The sequence below is a fragment of the Psychromonas ingrahamii 37 genome, from assembly GCF_000015285.1.
GTDB classification, from domain to species: domain Bacteria; phylum Pseudomonadota; class Gammaproteobacteria; order Enterobacterales; family Psychromonadaceae; genus Psychromonas; species Psychromonas ingrahamii.
The window spans coordinates 2,840,507-2,859,109 of record NC_008709.1; the positions used below are offsets into that span (position 1 = coordinate 2,840,507).

Below are 18,603 nucleotides of genomic sequence, written 5' to 3' on the forward strand. Positions count from 1 at the left end.
ATTTCGGGCTTTCAAGCTTTGAGCTTTGGGCTTTGTTGCAAATATGCTTTGTGTTTAATTGTTTATTGCCTGCAAAAAGGTAAGCCATCAATCAATTTAACACCCAATAAAAAAATGTGCTAATGGGTGAAAATATCAGAATGGCTTAACCCAATCTCAGTCTAGTAAGTTGATATTAACGCCAAGTAATCCAATTCTGAAAGTACCTGAACTCCTTTATCACGAGCGGCATTAATTTTATTTGCCCCTACCTTATCGCCAGTGACAAGGAGTGAAGTCTTACCGGTTACTGATTTAGCAACCTTAGCGCCCAGTGCTTTAGCTTGCTTCTCCATATCTCCTCTTGAACCTTGAGTCATCGCGCCAGTAAACACAATAATTTTTCCAAAGACGGGGGTTTCACCCGGAGATTTTTCTGAAGCCTTCGGGGTTATTGTCAAATTAAAATTCAATGCACTCAGTTTAAGAAATTCTTCCTTTATATTGGCTAAGCCTTCTACAATGGCATCTGCACTCACTTGTGCAAAACCATCAAGCTGCACTAAATCTTCCACAGTAGCTTCAAACAAAGAGTCTAATGAATGGTGTTGCAATAATTTTTCACAATTTCCCCCAGCTAATCGACTTACACCAAAGGCGGCCAAAAATCGCCAGTCTTCAATTTCAACATCACGACTAACTTGAAGCTGCTCCACTAAATTTTGAGCTGTTTTATCGCCAAATCCAAAACTGACAAAGCTTTCTTGTTTTAGCTCATAGATTTCATGGATTTTCTTTATTCCAAACTCATGAAGCTTTTCAATCACCTTAGGACCAAAACCATCATTATTGCCTAATGTTTTGAAAAAATGGACCAGGGTATTCTCTGTTTGTGCTGGACAGTCGGTTTTATTAGGGCATACCAAATGGTCTGATTCCCAAATTAAATGCGTACCACAACTAGGGCATTCCTTGGCTAACTGGGGCTCAACCGCTTTAATCACTTTCTCAATTTTTGGAATAACGAGTCCGCTTCTAACAAGCTGCACGATTGCACCAGGGCCAACACCATTAGTTTTAACCATATTGTAATGGTGTACAGTAGCTCTACTAATTGTTGCGCCACTTAGCTTGGTAGGCTCTAACTCGGCGACGGGTGTAACACGTCCAGTTCTTGACGTTTGCGGCGTTACATTTAACACTTTGACTTCAGCTGATTCCGCATTTACTTTAAAAGCAATCTGCCATCTATGATGGTGACGTGTCGCCCCCATATGCTCTTTTAGAGTTTCATTTGTTACTTCTAAAACAACCCCATCAATATCATAATCTACAGCAGACCACATCTTTTCAACAATTGATTCGAAATCGACTAAAATTTCGGTGTAATGGCCAATCCAGTTTTCAAGTGATAAGAAAGGAAAAAATACACAAGCCCCTACATCTATTGCCTTTTGAATGGATTCATCAACCTTCTTTTCTGCAATAATGGCTGCCTGAATATTTCTTGAATTTTCAAATTTATCACTAAGAACCGTATCGAAATAGCTTTTCTTAATGACAATTTCACCCGGCCCTAAGCCTCGATCCCCATTGTTTGCAACTTGTAGACCCTTATTAAACGCTCGGGTAATATCTTGGCCTCTGGCACCGTCTCCACGAGTATAAAGAGATATCCCATCATCATATGCAGCATAGCCATCTAGCTTTGGAGTGACTTTGATTTGTATTTCAGATTCGCTTACACCGACTTCTATCGCGGCTTTTAACAATCTATCAATCCATTTTTTAATTTCTTCAAAAGAATATGCTTTATCTGTCGATAGCATTTTTTTTGGCAAAGGAACTGTTTTGCTATCCGCTAATACTTCAGGCTCAACAGTTAATAAGTAAGGATGATCGGGATTATAAGTACTGAACTCACTTAGGAAAGCATCGTAAGTTGAATCATTAATGATTTGCTCAGCTGAACGGTAAAACGCATTGGTTACCTTTAAAACATCAAGCTGTTCATTTGAATTAAGGGATGAAAAATCAACACTTTTATTACAGGCTTCAATTAGCTTAGACATTGATAACTCCACAGCTAGTTTTTTAAATACTTCTTCCTGACTTTTACTTAATGTGATCATTTTAATATTTTTTCCTAATGTAACGCTATTATATTTAGCTATTATATCTGTTCATGCTCATTCGTAAACTTCGCTTCTATTCTTTTAGCTAATCCTCAATGAACTGTAACGGTCATTACAAGATTCATTGGCAATATAAAGGTGGTTTTGTACGAATCAGGGAAGGTTTGGCCGTCGGTGAATTTGGATTTAAATATTCAGGGTGATATTTTTCGAAGGTTTGTCATTGCTGAAAAATCCGATCATATTCGCTGTCCGGCACATTGGGATTATCAAGTACATAATATTGATAGTTATATTCTTCTGATAAGGCCGTCAATCTTTGTATTTCGTTCTCTGTACTTATATCCAGACCATATTTTTTTATAAAAAAACCTCGCTGCCCGAGGTTTTATTTTACGTTTTTCTTGCTCACAATTACACATAACGCATAAGTCGCTGGTGATCATCTCTATATTCCTGCTCCGTTAACGGCTCTCGTTGTGCATTTAAAACCACACAGTCAAACTCTTCAGTCATCTGCTCTACGGCCGTTAGCATCATATCAAATGCGGTTTTAATATTAATCTCCAGATTCGGCGCAACAACAAAAAAGGACACCCCTTCGCAGGAAATTCGCCCCATCCGATCCGGATCAAATATGCCCGGCTCCAGCATATTGGCAATACTAAATAAAATAGGTCCGTTGCCGTCGGAATGTAAATGGCGGTGAAAAATAGATCGCTCACCAAAACGGAAACCGGAGGTTAAGAAAAACTGTAATAAATCATGTCCGAGTAATTTAGTACCTTCTTTTGCAACAACGTTAAAAATAAAAACATCCTGTGGTTCATTATTTGCGTTATTTGCAGCAGCTTTTTCATCATCCGCCTCCAACTCAAAATAATTTACCTTGCCATCTTCTGTTTCTTGATCTGTCTCTTTCTCTTTGACATTTAAAGAAGATTCTTGTAAAGATTCGTCTGGAAGAGAATCAGAAAGATTAACTTTTGGGCTGTCCTTTTTATCACTATCCTCTTGTCCATTAAAATGAAGCGCTTCAAAATCATCATCTTCTGAAATTGAAAAATCGATTTGCTCTTGATCGTCTTGATCGCTCCGATAATTGAACTTCAAATCATCAATAGCATCTTCAGCGGGGTCCACATTCTCTTTTTCAGAGAAAATATCAGTGGTTATTTTATTCTCAAACAGTACTTTTTTTTCTTTTCGATTAATTAAATACCCATGAATTAATACTGCGGCAATGGCAATTAGCCCAATAAAAATAAGAATAGATTGAAAATGCTGCATGGTAAGTTCTCTTAATTGAAAAATATAATTAGATGACTGTTAAAGTACCTTTATTAAATGAAAGCGTCTACTATTGCCTATATTTTTTTATAAAACTGCTACACGTTTATACAAAGCCCATATTTTTCGTTAGACTCCTGTTTTTGATAAATTTAAAGAGTAAATTATGATCCAAAACCAACTTATAACACAGCCCCTTTCGGGTGCAGGTTATCTCCTTAAAGGCGCAAAACTTATCAGCCATCCCAAATTGCGGATTTTTGTATTGATACCGTTAATCATTAATATACTTATTTTTGCCGCTGCCTTTTGGTTTCTGTTTAGTTCTATAACACAATGGATAGACAGTTATATGGCAGCTCTACCGGCATTTTTAAGCTGGTTAAATTATCTTTTATGGCCTATTTTAGTCCTGACCATTTTGTTCGCTTTTACCTTTATTTTTTCTGCGGTCGCTAATTTAATCGCCGCCCCTTTTAATGGTTTATTGGCAGAAAAAACTGAAATAATATTAACCAATCAGCCATTAGATGATCCAGGTTTGTCTGACCTGATTAAAGATTTACCGCGTATATTTAAACGAGAGTTACAAAAACTGGCTTACTTCTTGCCGAGAATGTTGTTCTGCGGTCTATTATTTTTTATTCCGGGTTTTGGACAAATAGTTGCCCCCTTTATCTGGTTTGTATTTGCAGGTTGGATGATGGCCATACAGTATGCTGATTTCCCCTTCGATAATCATAAAATTCCTTTTGCGACCATGAAACAGGCATTAAGGAAACGTTTAGGCAAAAATTTAACGTTCGGGATGCTGGTGAGTTTCTTTACGACTCTCCCTATTATAAACTTTATCATTATGCCGATTGCGGTGTGCGGCGCGACGGCTTTTTGGGTGGATGTCTATAAACAAGAATCACTAAACTCCCTCACTTCACCAGAAATCTCGGTTAATGATTAAGTGAAAACAGAGAAAAGCTTATGTACAGAGCGTTAGCAAAAGAACAAGTAGCCCTTGCTGTCAAGCTTAAAACTGCCAGCAGATACTAGAGAGGCAGTCAAATAGGTGAAGTATATTCGAACTTTCATAAAGCGCTGCGCCATGCAATGTGGCGTTATTCGTTGCAACAAAGAGCGTTAAAATGCAGCGTTATTCACTGTTGATTTGCTTGCGCTTAGGATTTTAATAATCGATATAAGGTTGGCGCATCGAGTTTTTCTATATATTCCTCATAACCGATCCCTTTTTCAATAATATACTCAGTGAGTAACTTTTTTACCATTTGTAATAACTGCTTAGGATCCCACACTTTTTCTAAAAAGTTATCAATTTTGGCGTTATTGATTGCATCGATAGTATCAGCTTGTGTTGCAAGGCCTGTTAACAGTAATTTTTTCGTGCCAAGAAAACGATTATCCATTGCCACTTCAGTCAATAACTCGACCCCTGATTTTTCCGGCATAATATGATCAGAAATAATCAAGGCGACATATTTCTGCTGTGCATCGAACTCTTCTAATAGCGCTAAGCATTCAAAAGCAGACTCACACTCTTCAATATTAAATATATCGCTAAAATAATCGAGGTCGCGGCTGACCGATTCCAAGACGTCACGTTCATCATCAACACAAATAATATTAATTTTTTCCATTTTTCTTTCTCAAATTAAATTGCTTAACAAAAAATGACTTAGCCAATAAAATGGGCTTTATTCATAATGAATAACATAGCAAAGGCGACTGATATACCAATAATACCAATAATAATGCCGATTTTTGCCATCTGCTTGGTTTCAATATGACCTGAAGCATAAGCAAGTGCATTCGGTGGCGTGCTGACCGGTAATGACATACCTAATGATGCGGAGAACGTTACTGAAAGAATGAGTACCACTTGCCCGCCATAGGGTAGTAATGAATGCATCGAAGCACCCAATGTAGCAACCAAAGGTAATAAAAGGTTTGCGGTGGCCGTATTGGACATAAAGTTAGCCATCAGTAAACACAGCATGGATGCCCCAACAATCAAAAGCAGAGGATGGAAATTATTAAAGGGGATAGCATCAACTACATGGGCAGCCAGTCCTGTTTTATCAAGTGCCAACCCTAATGCTATACCACCAGAGACCAACCACAAGACGTCCCATGGAATATTTTTTAAATCTTCTTTGTTGATAATATTAAAGATGGAGAATATCGCAACGGGGAGCATTGCGACCACATAGGAACTCATTCCATGCAGGTTTCCCATCAACCACAATAAAATGGTCAACAAAAAGGTGCCGTAAACTAACCAGGCTTTAGGTGTTTTTAAAAATATTCCTTCAATATTTAAATCGATTTGCTGAGTTGATGTTGGAAATAGTTTTATTAATAATAACCAGGCGATAAATAACATCACCACCACAAAAGGCACACCGATCGACATCCATTCAGCAAAACTAATACTGTTTTCATTCACTAAATATTTAAGTGCGACTGCATTAGGTGGAGTACCAATCGGGGTTGCTATACCCCCTATATTAGCCGCGACAGGGACCGATAAAGCAAATGCGACCTTACCCAAATCTTCAGCGGCAAATAACGCCAGCACCGGTGTTAAAATAGACAGCATCATGGCGGTGGTTGCTGTATTACTCATAAACATAGAAAACACGGCGGTAATAAGCATAATACCAAGCATTACATACTTAGGATTGTAGCCAAAAGGACGTAATAATACGCGTGCTAAATTAATATCTAAACGGTATTTGGTAGCCGCCAGCGCTAAAAAGAAACCACCTAAAAAGAGCATAATAATAGGCGATGCAAAGGTTGCCATAATGGCAGTTTGACTGAGCAACTGCCCTTGTTGTTCAGGAGCACTGTTAGTTGCGAACCATAATCCATTGTCCGAGATAAGTAACAGTTCTAAGACAATAATTAAAACGGAAGTGGCGTAGATAGGAATTGGCTCTAAAACCCAACATAGCGTAGCCATAACAAAAATAGCAATCACCCGCTGCTCTACCAATGTTAAACCGTCAAGAGCAAAACTGTCAGCAGGTAATAAAAGCACAATTAATGGCAGTAAAATAGGTAAAGTATACTTTAAATTCCGCTTTAACATTCAATAATCCTTTAATAAAGTGGTACTTCAGGCAGGGTAGAGTTATCAGTTGTAACACCTACCGTTAAAGTATAGCTTTATTCATTATTGATGTGATTGCTGTGATTATTTGAGTAATCGATATAAGGTCGGTGCATCCAGTTTTTCTATATATTCCTCATAATCGATCCCTTTCTCAATAATATACTCAGTGAGTAACTCTTTTACCATTTGCAATAATTGTTTAGGATCCCACACTTTTTCTAAAAAATTATCAAGTTTGGCGTTGTTGATTGCCTCGATAGTATCAGCTTGTGTTGCAAGACCCGTTAACAGTAATTTTTTCGTGCCGAGAAAACGATTATCCATTGCCACTTCAGTCAATAACTCGACCCCTGATTTTTCCGGCATAATATGATCAGAAATAATCAAGGCGACATATTCCTGCTGCGCATCAAACTCTTCTAATAACGCTAAACATTCAAAAGCAGACTCACATTCTTCAATATTAAACATATCGCTAAAATAATCGAGGTCGCGGCTGACCGATTCCAAGACTTCACGTTCATCATCAACACAAATAATATTAATTTTTTCCATTTTTGCTTCCTCAAATTAAATTGCTTAATAAAAAATAACTCAGCCAATAAAATTGGTTTTATTCAGAATAAATAACATAGCAAAAGCGACCAATACACCAACAATACCAATAATCACGCCTATTTTTGCCATCTGCTTGGTTTCAATATTACCCGATGCATAAGCCAGTGCATTAGGAGGCGTACTGATAGGTAATGACATTCCTAAGGAGGCAGCAAAAGTGACGGCCAGAATTAAGACAACTTCACCACCATAGGGTAATAAAGACTGCATTGTTGTTGCTAATGCAGCAATCAGGGGCAGTAATAAATTGGCGGCCGCCGTGTGGGAGATGAAATTCGCCATCACTAAACACAACATGGAGGCGCCAAGGATCAATAAAAGAGGATGTAAATTGCCAAAAGGGATTGCATTAACCGCATTTTCCGCAAGACCGGATTTATCTAACGCGACACCTAATGCAATACCGCCTGATACCAGCCATAACACATCCCAGGATATGCGCTTTAAATCCTCTTTATTAATAATCTTAAAGGTCACAAAGACAGCGACCGGGATTAATGCCACAACATAGGCATTCATGCCATGTATATCACCCATTAACCACAATAGAATAGTGCCGATAAAGGTAATATAAACCGTAATAGCTTTGGGGGTTTTTAAAAATTTACCTTTAATATTGAGATTGATTTTCTCCGTTGATGTTGGAAACAGTTTTATTAATAGTAACCAGGCGATAAATAACATCACCATCACAAAGGGCACACCAAAGACCATCCATTGCCCAAAGGAAATACTGTTTTCATTGACTAAATATTTTAATGCGATGGCATTAGGAGGGGTGCCAATAGGAGTTCCTATGCCACCAATATTGGCGGCGACAGGCACAGATAACGAGAATGCAACTTTGCCTAGGTCTTTAGTCGCTAGCAGGGCAATAACCGGTGATAAAATGGATAACATCATGACTGTCGTTGCAGTATTGCTCATAAACATGGAGAAAACCGCCGTGATCATCATCAGACCCAACATCACATACTTGGGTTTACTGCCGAAGGGTTTAAGTAATACTCTGGCCAAATTAACATCTAAGCGATATTTGGTTGCCGCCATAGCCAAAAAGAACCCACCTAAAAAAAGCATAATAATAGGAGATGCAAAGGTTGCCATAATGGTTTGATAACCGATTAAATGGCCTAAATCCGGGCTGGGTGTTTTAAAAAACCATAACCCTTTGTCGGAAATTAATAATAACTCAGAGACAATAATAACCACTGAGGTTGCGAAAATAGGGATGGGCTCTAATACCCAGCAAAGTGTCGCCAGCGCAAAAATCGCGATCACTCTTTGTTCAATTAGGGTAAGTCCAACAATACCAAAACTATCGCTGGGTAAAATAAGAATAATGAAGGGGATACAAACAGGTAACAGGTACTTTAAATATTGACTTAACATAGACGTAACTTTTTATTGTAATAAAAATTAATTGTCTATTAACCACAATAAAAAAAATTGCATTAGATCACTTAAAAGTCAAAAAAGCCTTTTTGTATTCTCAAAAAGGCTGACTGGATCACTTTAATGGTTACTGCTTTAGTGCTTTGCTGACTTTTTCATATAAATCTAAGGCTAAATCATCAAGCTGCAGTAAACGATTTAACTGTTTTTTAATTAAATTTTTACGATTTTCATCCAAGCGTTTGAATTGAATTAACGGCGTTATTAAGCGCGCAGCCACTTGTGGGTTCTGCTTGTTTAATTTTATCAACTGCTCAGTTAAAAAGTGATAACCACTGCCATCTTCAGCATGAAAATGATAAGGATTATTTTGCGCGAATGCGCCCACTAGTGAGCGCAGTCGGTTAGGATTATTAAAATCAAAACTGCGATGCTTAAATAATGCTTTTACATTATCTAATACATCAGACCGGTCCTGGCTTGCCTGAATGACAAACCATTTATCCATAACTAAACCATTTTCAAACCACTTCTCTTCAAAATCCTGCATAACCGTTTCCCGGCATGCAAGTGAAGCACTATTAGCCGCAACTAACCCTGCCAGATGATCGGTCATATTATTGCAATGGGCAATTTGTTTCACCACCAGTTCATTACCTAAGGCCGGATCCGCTTTGGCAATAAATAACAATGCCAAGTTAGCCAGTTGACGATCGGCGATATCTGCGGTGATGGCCAGATATTCTCCCGCCACTTGACGTGCATGATAAACAGTAACAAATTCAGAGTGTAAAGCCATAGCCAACTGGCTCAACATAAATTCACGCGCCCGATGCAGCGCTTCAATATCAACCCGGTCAAATAATTCCATTGCGCCTGTTTCCGAGATAAACTCAAACATATTGGCAATCAGCGCAGGATCTAATAACTCACTTACCAAGACCCCTTTAAAACCTTCAATAAACAGTGCCGGCAGCTTCATCTCTTGTTTATCCTGCAGACGCTGCACATTTAAAGCTAAGTATTTATTAAATAACGTTTGCCCTGCATCCCAGCGGGAAAATTCATCACTGGCAAAATTCATCAAATGTAAAAGCTGTAAATCCGAGTAGGCATATTGGTATTTGACGGGCGCTGAAAAACCTCTGAACAAAGAAGGAACCGGTTTTTCGCTAATATTTTGAAATACAAAAGTCTGCTCTGTATGGGTTAAACTCAATATGGTATTGGTTTTATTATCAGCGAGCTTCAGTGCATTGCCCTGCTTATCTAATAACTCAATAGCAATAGGGATATGCAGCGCTTGTTTTATTTTTTGATCTGCTGTTGGCTGCGTTTTTTGTTTAAAGGTCATTTGATAACAGTTTTTTGACAGATCAAAATGATCGCTGACATGCACATTTGGAGTGCCTGATTGTGAATACCAACGTTTAAACAGGGTTAAATCAATCTTACTTGCATCTTGCATCGCGGCAATAAAATCATCACAGGTGACTGCTTGCCCGTCGTGACGCGCAACATATAACTCCATGCCCTGCTGGAATGCCTTTTCACCTAATAAAGTGTGTAGCATACGAATAACTTCAGATCCTTTTTCATACACGGTTAAGGTATAAAAATTATTCATTTCCATCACTGAAGCGGGCCGAATCGGGTGTGACATTGGTCCCGCATCTTCAGCAAACTGATGATTACGCATGGTTTTTACATTAGCGATACGATTAACACTGCGACTGCCCAAATCTGAACTGAACTCCTGATCGCGAAAAACGGTTAATCCTTCCTTCAAGCTCAATTGGAACCAATCGCGGCAGGTAATTCGGTTACCCGTCCAGTTATGAAAATATTCATGACCGATCACAGCTTCAATACCTAAAAAGTCCTGATCCGTTGCACTTTGCGCATTCGCTAGAACAAATTTGGAATTAAAGATATTTAATCCTTTGTTTTCCATCGCCCCCATATTGAAAAAATCCACCGCAACGATCATATAAATATCTAAATCGTATTCAAAATTAAAGCGCTGTTCATCCCATAACATGGCTTTTTTCAGTGAAATCATGGCATGGGCGGTTTTGTCTAAATTGCCTTTATCAACAAAGAGCTCTAAAGCCACTTCGCGGCCGCTTTTGGTGGTAAAGGTATCTTTTAAACAATCAAAGTCTCCACCCACCAGAGCAAACAGATAAGCAGGCTTTGGAAAGGGATCAGACCAGCTAACCCAATGCCGACCATTGTCTAAATCGCCCTGATCAACGGGATTACCATTGGATAAAAGAAAAGGGTACAAGTCTTTGTCTGCACTGATTTTGGTGGTAAATTTGGCCATTACATCGGGTCTGTCCAGATAATAAGTAATGCGCCTAAAACCTTCCGCTTCACATTGAGTACAAAATGCGCCACCTGATTTATATAAACCTGAAAATGAAGTATTCGCCTGCGGGTTTATTTCAGTATGAATTTCCAAGGTAAATGTCTGCGGCAGATAAGACAATTCTAAACCCCCTTTCACCAACTTATAATCCGGATGGTTGACACCATTAACCAACAGCTTCTTAAGTTGTAACTGCTCACCAAATAAAAACAGAGGTTGCTGATGCTCACCAACACGGATCACGGAGCTCACGGCTTTAACTAAGGTAGTCGTATCATAAAGCTCAAATTCGAGATCAATACTGTCTATCTCATAATTCGACACTTGGTAATCTGAAAGATATTTTTCTTTTGAATTTTTTTCTACAGTATTTTCAATCGAGGTAACTTGACTCATTTTAGGGCACCCTTTTTTGTAGCAGATTCATAATAGTGAGTACCAATATACAAGATGGCTTAAGGAATGCTAAGCGCTTATCTGTAAACTTACAAAAAAAATCATTCAACTTGGCTTTTGCAAGGCTAATTTCATATAGATCACCCCTTCCTGCATATCTCTTTCAAGTTCAAACCCTAATTTTTTAGACAAACTTGCCATGCCGACATTAGAGAGCATCGTCATCCCGGTTAAATAAGTGGTGCCTTTAGCTTGTTGGTATTGAATGATTTTTTGTAACAATATTTTACCTAATCCTAAGCCCTGCAGATCGGAACGCACTACCATCGCAAATTCAGCATCAATATTATCGGAGTCAACCGATGCGTTAACCACGGCCAAGGTTTCCTGCTCATTAAGTTCATCAAAACGCACAGCAATAAAGGCCATTTCTCGCTCGTAATCAATCTGGGTTAATGTCGCCATCTCTTCATGACTCATTTTCCCGCGCTGTGAAAAGTAACGTTTATAACGATCCTCTTCACTTAATGCCGCATCAAAAATTTGATGGCGCGCCTCATCTTCCGCTTTAATGGGACGAATTAATATCTGTTCACCATTTTTAAGCCGCACCGGCTCCTCTAACTGTTTTGGATAAGGCGTGATCGCAAACTTGCTCTGTGCACTAATTTCTGAATGCAGAAGATGCATTTGACTGTCTAAAACAATCACTTTTTTACCTGTTACTAACACAGGATTGAGATCTAATTCGTTGATTTCTCTATTATCTATTAACATTTGTGAGATTTTAGTCAGCATTAAGCACACGGCATCCATATCAAAATCCTGCGCCGCTTTTTTGACCTGAATCTTTTTCTCTTTAATGCCCTGAATCATCAGATAACGTGCTAATGCCATGTTTAACGGCGGCAAAGCAACCACCGAGTTCTCCAGAGCGGTTTGCAGATCCCGCGCATCACTTTCCTGTGAAATAGCAATAACAGGACCAAAAATGGGATCCTGTTTAATCATGACCCGCAACTCTAACCCCAGGCCACTAGCGACCATTTTTTGCAGCGTAAATCCGGTTAAACGAGCCTCTGGCAATAAGGTTTTAACCCGTTTGTGAATCGCTTTTAAGGCCACATCTAATTCACGTAAATTATTAATGTTTAAAATCACACCATGGACGAGGGATTTGTAGGCAATATCGGGTGAGTTAATTTTCACTGCCAAGGGGAAACCAATATATTTTGCTTTTTCTAACGCCTCCTCTGCTGACTCTACCACCAGGGTTTCGATAGTATCCAGCTGATAAGCTTCTAATATAGGTTTTGTCTGGAAAGTATTGAGCTTTATTAATCCTGAATCCAGGTCAACAAGACGTTTAATATATATCGATGCAGCGTACATATCATAAAATAAATTTTCCGGGGTACTGCTGGGTGTTTCCATTAATAACTTTTTATTACGCCGATATTGTACTAAATGCATAAAGGCAGTAATGGCCCCCTTTGGGGTTCTTAGAGTGCCAATGTTTGCTTGGGAAAATAATAGTCGAGCAGATTTTGCAGCATCCTCTCCTGTCCAGTTGGTCAGGAGGTTCACCCGTTTTTTGTTGGGATGTTTTTCAATAACATCAATGATGGCTCGCGCGCAGGCTTCACTGTCAGATAATGCAGAGGGGGAATGCATAATTAATATCGCATCAACTTGATCACTGTTCATTAAAATATTTAATGCCGTCGCATAACGTTTTGGATCGGCATCGCCAATCATATCGACGGGGTTATTATGTGACCAGTTACTGGGTAAGCAGTTATTTAATCGTGTCATCAAATCATCATCAAGCTCGGCCAGCCGCCCACCCTGTTCAACTAAATCATCGACGGCTAAAACACCTAACCCTCCTCCGTTGGTAATAATAGCTAAACGCTCACCGTGCAGATAGTTTGAGTAGGCCAGCGTCTCAACCGCTGCAAACAGCTCATGGAAATCATAAACACGCAACATACCAACGCGTTTAAAGGCCGCATCATAAACACGGTCATGTCCATATTGGCCATTGCTGTGCAGCGCTGCGGCCTTCGCCCCTAAAAATGAACGGCCAGCTTTAATCACCACAACAGACTTATGCTGAGAGATGGCCCGCGCGGCGGATAAAAAGGCACGTGCATCGGAGATGCTATCGATATATAAAAGTATTGATTGGGTTTTAGCATCGCGTGCCAGATAATCTAATAATTCCGCAAAACTAATATCCTGACCATCCCCAATAGAAATAAAGGCAGAAAAACCAATACCCTTACTGTTTGCCCAATCTAATATTGAGGTACAAACCGCAGCGGATTGTGAAATAAAAGCAATATTTCCCGGCAACGCATTACAATGGGCAAGACTGGCATTTAATTTCGTATAAGGATTTATAATACCTATGCTGCTCATGCCTAAAAGCCTTATGCCGAGTTCTTTTGCCGTTTTATAAACGGCATCTGCAATTTGTTGATCTTTTTCAGTGGTGACCACAATCGCCCTGCTGCAGCCCTTTTCTGCTAAAGCTTGTAAAATATCAGTAATACGAGATTCATTGGTACAAATAACTGCCAGTTCAGGTGTAATAGGTAACTGGCTGATGTCTTTATAAGCAAGCACACCATGCACTGAAGAATATTTAGGCGTAACGGGCATGATAGGGCCATTAAAGCCCCCTGATAATAGATTATTCATAACTAAATAACCGGCCCGATAAGAGACAACGGAAGCACCTATAACAGCTATCGATTTTGGATTAAAGAAACCTTTTAGTGTTAATAAACTCATGAACAAGACGCCTTAGAAAAATATAAATATTAATAGTTTACGCTACCATCATTTTTATGCTTTTGTTTCTTTTTAAAATAAGATACTTATCCTATAATTTTTGCACTCGCTAAGATTGCAATAGCCCCCCCTAACGCGTATAAATCAACTGTAAATTTTATCCTTTATTAAATTGGAAAGTTTTGTGCCTTACTCCCGAGAAATAAGAAAAATACTCAAGCTAAGTTTCCCTATTTTTATCGCACAATTTGCACAAACGGCCATGGGTTTTGTAGATACTGTGATGGCCGGTGGTGTTAGCGCAAATGACATGGCTGCAGTAGCTATTGCCACCAGCATTTGGTTACCCTGTATTTTGTTTGGCGTCGGTGTGTTAATGGCACTTATTCCCCTCACGGCGCAAGCCCATGGTGCCAACGATATAGAAAATATTCCCAGTATTGGCCAACAGGGGTTGTATTTGGCTTTATTACTCAGCATCCCCACCTTCTTGATTTTATATAATGCCAGTTACCTTATCAATATCATGGATATGGATCCCATTTTAAAAGATATTACTACTCGCTATCTGTACGCTATTTTATCCGCCATACCGGCTTTTTTATTATTCCAGGCACTGCGTAACTATATAGAAGGTCTGTCACTGACGAAACCTGCAATGGTGATAGGTTTTATGGGATTAATCATTAATATTCCACTGAACTGGATTTTTGTCTATGGGAAATTAGGGCTTCCGGCAATGGGTGGTGCAGGATGTGGCGTCGCAACTAGCCTCGTTTATTGGCTAATGCTGTCGGCGCTCACGGGTTATGTATGGCATACTAAAAAACTTCAGTATACCCCTTTATTTAAACGCTTCTCTGCCATTAACTTGAGAACACAATTAGCCATCTTTAGCCTCGGTTTACCCGTTGCAATCGCATTATTTTTTGAGATCTCTATTTTTGCGATCGTCGCGCTATTAATCGCACCATTAGGCGCAAACATAGTGGCGGCCCATCAAATTGCGATCAATTTTTCCAGCATGGTCTTTATGCTCCCCATGAGCATCGCCAATGCGGTCAGTATTAGGGTTGGTTTTAACTTAGGACAAAAAAATAAAGCAGAGGCCAAAAATGCCAGTTATGCTGGGTTTATTGTCGGTTTATCGCTCTCAGTGATAACCGCATTATTAACCTTGATATTCAAGGAGCAGATCGCACAGCTTTACACGGATGACCCGAAGGTGATTTTATTAGCCGTTACCCTAATAATATTTTCTGCAATGTACCAGTGTGTTGATGCCATTCAGGCGGTAGCAGCTGGTGCCCTGCGTGGTTACAAAGAGATGAAGGCGATATTTTTACGTACCTTTATTGCGTATTGGATGATTGGATTACCCCTTGGTTATAGCCTGGCAATGACGGATTTATTTATGCCCGCACTTGGCGCAAAAGGGTTTTGGATTGGTATTACGGCAGGTTTAACGTCTGCCGCTATATTATTAGGAAGGCGTCTCTGGGTCGTGCAAAAGTGCTCAGCAGAACTGTGCCAAGCAGATAAATCTGTTGCGAATAATTGTTATTAAGCTTATTACTTATACCAAACACATTGAAATTTCAAGAATTAAAAAGACAGCAGCCGCTAAATATAACAGAGCAAAAAGGCAACCGTTCGATTATTTAACAATGGCACGGCGTGACACAACGAGCCAAATTATTAAGCAATGCTATTTTGATATGCTCGCTCAATAATAGCCGGGTTTTTTGCCGCCTGCGTCGAAAAAAACGCATCTTGCGGATAGATACCAAATCTGCCCAAATCTAAACGGTCGGCATCCCAACAGGTACCAATTGTCGGCGACTGAGACAATTGGTGAAATGTGTGACCAGCACAGGCATCTACTAGCAATTTAAACTCTAGCGCGCTCAAAAAAGAGAATAATTTTTTATTTTGCTTTATAAAAAAAGCGGCGGCAGGACCATGTTCCGGTTCGTGCCCATCGTGTACAGCACAACAATCATGGAGATAACAAAATAACTGTACAACCGTTGCATTAGCCTTAGTAATGGGTATTAACACTTTGGCATTTTCCCAGGCGCGATCCCAGTGCGCAGGTCCATTATCACCTAAACGATCACCATGATAGCGATCAATCGCTAAATTTTTTATACGAGATATATCATTCATAAATCCCCCTATTATTTATTAGATTCTTATCAGCAATGATGCGGATAACCACCCAACACAACACCATCATTAACTGTTGCCGTCTTAAATAAAAACGACCTGATCTATCTACTAAAAATATAGGTTAAAAATCAGTGAGGGAATAAGATTGGGTTGATTACATTAACTTAATTTTTTCATAAAAAAATAAGTTGCAATCAAAACCGTGAACTAAACATCAAAATAAAGTATTTTAAAGTTAGTCGCCAGGTTAATTTTCCATGGATTATCAGGGGTAAAACTAATTGATCTTTTCTCTATTTTACAGTGTGCTTGTAAGCATAAAAAAGTAAAACTTAAGTCGCAGCACCAAAAACAGATCACAATATTAAGCTGATGTGGATAAGCCGCCTTGAAATTTCATTATCAAATAAAAATCTGAATAACCATTATAATAAAAATAGATTTTTGCGGCCGGATAAAGATTTATATGCAGGGGTTACAACCTTAGAGCTTTATAGCCCTACAGCCTTAAAGCCTTAAAACCTTATAGCCTTATAGCCTTATAGCCTTACAGCCTTACAGCCTTACAGCCTTACAGCCTTACAGCCTTACAGCCTTACAGCCTTACACAAGTATCGACGATATTTTAGGCAGCGGAAATGATTTAACGCATTTTTCTGCTGCCTAATACCAAATCTATGATCCAAATTTAGTGTTCGCATGCTGATATAAATCTTCGTATTCTACCGCCGTGTGATGCCATGAAAAGTCACTCGTCATACCATTTTTCATCACTGTTTCAAATGCCAAGAAATCGTTACGGTATATCGAAGCTGCCCATCTCATGGTTTCCCTTAATGCATCGGGATACAGATCGTAGAATTTAAACCCTGTTGCGCTATCGATATTATCAATGGAATAATTGCTTACGGTGTCTTCAAGCCCCCCCGTTGACCTTACAATAGGCACGGTGCCATATTTCATGCTGTACATCTGATTAAGCCCGCATGGCTCATACCTTGAAGGCATAACAAAGAAATCGGCTCCCGCCTCGACCAAATGAGCAAGCTTATTGCTGTAGCCAATATGACATCCAAATCGATCTGGATAGGCTTTAGCATAATCAGCTAAGGCAACTTCTTGCCACTTCTCTCCGGAACCAACAATAACAAATTGGGCATCATCTTCCTCAAGCATCTTATCTAAACATGCAATAAAGACATCTAGCCCCTTCTGCTCTGCAAGCCTCGATACCACACCATAAATAGGCACATCCGCGCGCACTTCCATGCCAAATTCTTTCTGCAGTGCCACTTTACATAAAGCTTTACCGCTCAAATCGTTATGTGAAAAATGGTGAGGGAGCAGATTATCTGTGGCAGGATCCCACTCAAGAACATCGATACCATTTAAAATCCCGCGCAGTTTTCCTTGAGCGGCTCGGTGTTGAAGGGGATTTTCCAGACCGAATCCATATTCAGGTGATAAAATTTCTTCTGCATAGGTAGGGCTGACTGTTGTCGCCATATCAGCGGTCAACACGCCTGCTTTTAGGAAGTTAAGCTTGTCGTAGAATTCAAAACAGTGGACATTAAAGTACTCCCACCCAAGGCCTGTCCAGTAAAGATTCGACTTGCTAAACACACCTTGATAGCCAATATTATGAATAGTGATGATTGATTTGGTTTGCTTAAAATTATCAAATCCGTTGTACAGGGCACTTTTTACATATACGTTGCACAACGACGTATGCCAGTCATTAGAATGAAGTACATCAACCTTAATATCCAGTGCCAGTACAGCCTGCATGATTGCCCTGCTCAGGAATATAAAGCGCTCTGCATTGTCTGAGTATTCATTGCCATCCCAATCATATAATTTAGGACGATCAAAGAACCTATCAAACTCTATAAAGTAAAAAGAAAGGTTTTCACTCACCTTGTGCCGTCTGATACGTGCCCATTCTTCATTTCCTTCACCAAAAGGGACACCCAGCAGTTCATACACACACTCTGTATCAGCACATTTTTCAGCCATAACCTGCGGATAATACGGCATAAAAACTGAAACATTGTGGCCATTTTCAGCTAAAGCGTATGGCAGTGAATATGATACATCAGCTAATCCGCCTGTTTTCGCATAGGGTGCGGCCTCACTTGTTGCCCAAACTATATTCATTCTATGTCACCTCAAATATTAAGTTATCTGTTCAACTAAACCGCTTTTCTGCGGGAAAAATCATTTGACCTGTCTTTAAATAAGTTCAAGACTGATTTTTTAATCTGGAGATTACTATGAAAAGTAACAAAATCAAATACTTTACCGCTTTATCTGCT

The 18,603-nt window shown here is 39.3% G+C and carries 12 protein-coding genes and 1 pseudogene; 3 read left to right on the forward strand and 10 right to left on the reverse strand.

Annotated features, from left to right (window positions below; all coding sequences use genetic code 11):
• Positions 1-28: 28 nt before the first annotated feature.
• A pseudogene (locus PING_RS21990) lies at positions 29-149 on the forward strand (IS982 family transposase); the annotation flags it as partial.
• 12 nt (positions 150-161) lie between these two features.
• On the opposite strand, the gene PING_RS12040 reads toward PING_RS21990, so the two are convergent.
• Together PING_RS12040 and zipA are read right to left on the reverse strand one after the other, a co-directional pair.
• Entirely contained in the window at positions 162-2,117 is a 1,956-nt protein-coding gene (locus PING_RS12040; RefSeq protein WP_408635126.1) for a helix-hairpin-helix domain-containing protein, read from the reverse strand.
• A gap of 411 nt (positions 2,118-2,528) precedes the next feature.
• The gene (gene zipA / locus PING_RS19555) at positions 2,529-3,404 is read right to left on the reverse strand and encodes a cell division protein ZipA (protein ID WP_011770637.1); all 876 of its coding nucleotides are present in this window, start codon (positions 3,402-3,404) and stop codon (positions 2,529-2,531) included.
• Between the two features lie 166 nt (positions 3,405-3,570).
• On the opposite strand from zipA, the gene cysZ reads away from it, so the two are divergent.
• Positions 3,571-4,362, forward strand: a complete 792-nt coding sequence (gene cysZ / locus PING_RS12050) for a sulfate transporter CysZ (RefSeq protein ID WP_011770638.1) — start codon at positions 3,571-3,573, stop codon at positions 4,360-4,362.
• Between the two features lie 214 nt (positions 4,363-4,576).
• On the opposite strand, the gene PING_RS12055 is transcribed toward cysZ, so the two are convergent.
• The 6 genes from PING_RS12055 to PING_RS12080 all read right to left on the reverse strand — a co-directional run bounded on the left by PING_RS12055 (position 4,577) and on the right by PING_RS12080 (position 14,116).
• Positions 4,577-5,053, reverse strand: coding sequence for a response regulator (locus PING_RS12055; protein ID WP_011770639.1), 477 nt, complete (start codon positions 5,051-5,053; stop codon positions 4,577-4,579).
• A gap of 38 nt (positions 5,054-5,091) precedes the next feature.
• Entirely contained in the window at positions 5,092-6,510 is a 1,419-nt protein-coding gene (locus tag PING_RS12060; protein WP_011770640.1) for an SLC13 family permease, read from the reverse strand.
• Positions 6,511-6,615: 105 nt separating this feature from the next.
• Positions 6,616-7,089, reverse strand: coding sequence for a response regulator (locus PING_RS12065; protein ID WP_011770641.1), 474 nt, complete (start codon positions 7,087-7,089; stop codon positions 6,616-6,618).
• 39 nt (positions 7,090-7,128) lie between these two features.
• Entirely contained in the window at positions 7,129-8,544 is a 1,416-nt protein-coding gene (locus tag PING_RS12070; protein WP_011770642.1) for an SLC13 family permease, read from the reverse strand.
• Positions 8,545-8,674: 130 nt separating this feature from the next.
• Entirely contained in the window at positions 8,675-11,317 is a 2,643-nt protein-coding gene (gene pepN / locus PING_RS12075) for an aminopeptidase N (protein WP_011770643.1), read from the reverse strand.
• A gap of 105 nt (positions 11,318-11,422) precedes the next feature.
• Positions 11,423-14,116, reverse strand: a complete 2,694-nt coding sequence (locus tag PING_RS12080) for a bifunctional acetate--CoA ligase family protein/GNAT family N-acetyltransferase (protein WP_011770644.1) — start codon at positions 14,114-14,116, stop codon at positions 11,423-11,425.
• 184 nt (positions 14,117-14,300) lie between these two features.
• On the opposite strand from PING_RS12080, the gene PING_RS12085 reads away from it, so the two are divergent.
• Positions 14,301-15,683 carry an MATE family efflux transporter gene (locus PING_RS12085; protein WP_011770645.1) on the forward strand — a complete coding sequence of 461 codons (1,383 nt, stop codon included), beginning with the start codon at positions 14,301-14,303 and terminating at the stop codon, positions 15,681-15,683.
• A 131-nt stretch (positions 15,684-15,814) separates the two neighbouring features.
• On the opposite strand, the gene PING_RS12090 is transcribed toward PING_RS12085, so the two are convergent.
• Both PING_RS12090 and glgA read right to left on the reverse strand, forming a co-directional pair.
• Positions 15,815-16,285: a hypothetical protein gene (locus PING_RS12090; RefSeq protein ID WP_011770646.1), complete on the reverse strand. Its 471-nt coding sequence runs from the start codon at positions 16,283-16,285 to the stop codon at positions 15,815-15,817.
• A 678-nt stretch (positions 16,286-16,963) separates the two neighbouring features.
• Complete coding sequence (gene glgA / locus PING_RS12095; RefSeq protein WP_011770647.1) at positions 16,964-18,445, reverse strand: glycogen synthase GlgA; 1,482 nt, start codon at positions 18,443-18,445, stop codon at positions 16,964-16,966.
• Positions 18,446-18,603: the final 158 nt, after the last annotated feature.

Coding starts and splice junctions, on each gene's coding strand:
- zipA (WP_011770637.1), bottom strand. CDS start 3,404: ATGCAGCATTTTCAATCTATTCTTATTTTTATTGGGCTAATTGCCATT.
- glgA (WP_011770647.1), bottom strand. CDS start 18,445: ATGAATATAGTTTGGGCAACAAGTGAGGCCGCACCCTATGCGAAAACA.
- cysZ (WP_011770638.1), top strand. CDS start 3,571: ATGATCCAAAACCAACTTATAACACAGCCCCTTTCGGGTGCAGGTTAT.
- PING_RS12065 (WP_011770641.1), bottom strand. CDS start 7,089: ATGGAAAAAATTAATATTATTTGTGTTGATGATGAACGTGAAGTCTTG.
- PING_RS12060 (WP_011770640.1), bottom strand. CDS start 6,510: ATGTTAAAGCGGAATTTAAAGTATACTTTACCTATTTTACTGCCATTA.
- pepN (WP_011770643.1), bottom strand. CDS start 11,317: ATGAGTCAAGTTACCTCGATTGAAAATACTGTAGAAAAAAATTCAAAA.
- PING_RS12080 (WP_011770644.1), bottom strand. CDS start 14,116: ATGAGTTTATTAACACTAAAAGGTTTCTTTAATCCAAAATCGATAGCT.
- PING_RS12055 (WP_011770639.1), bottom strand. CDS start 5,053: ATGGAAAAAATTAATATTATTTGTGTTGATGATGAACGTGACGTCTTG.
- PING_RS12070 (WP_011770642.1), bottom strand. CDS start 8,544: ATGTTAAGTCAATATTTAAAGTACCTGTTACCTGTTTGTATCCCCTTC.
- PING_RS12090 (WP_011770646.1), bottom strand. CDS start 16,285: ATGAATGATATATCTCGTATAAAAAATTTAGCGATTGATCGCTATCAT.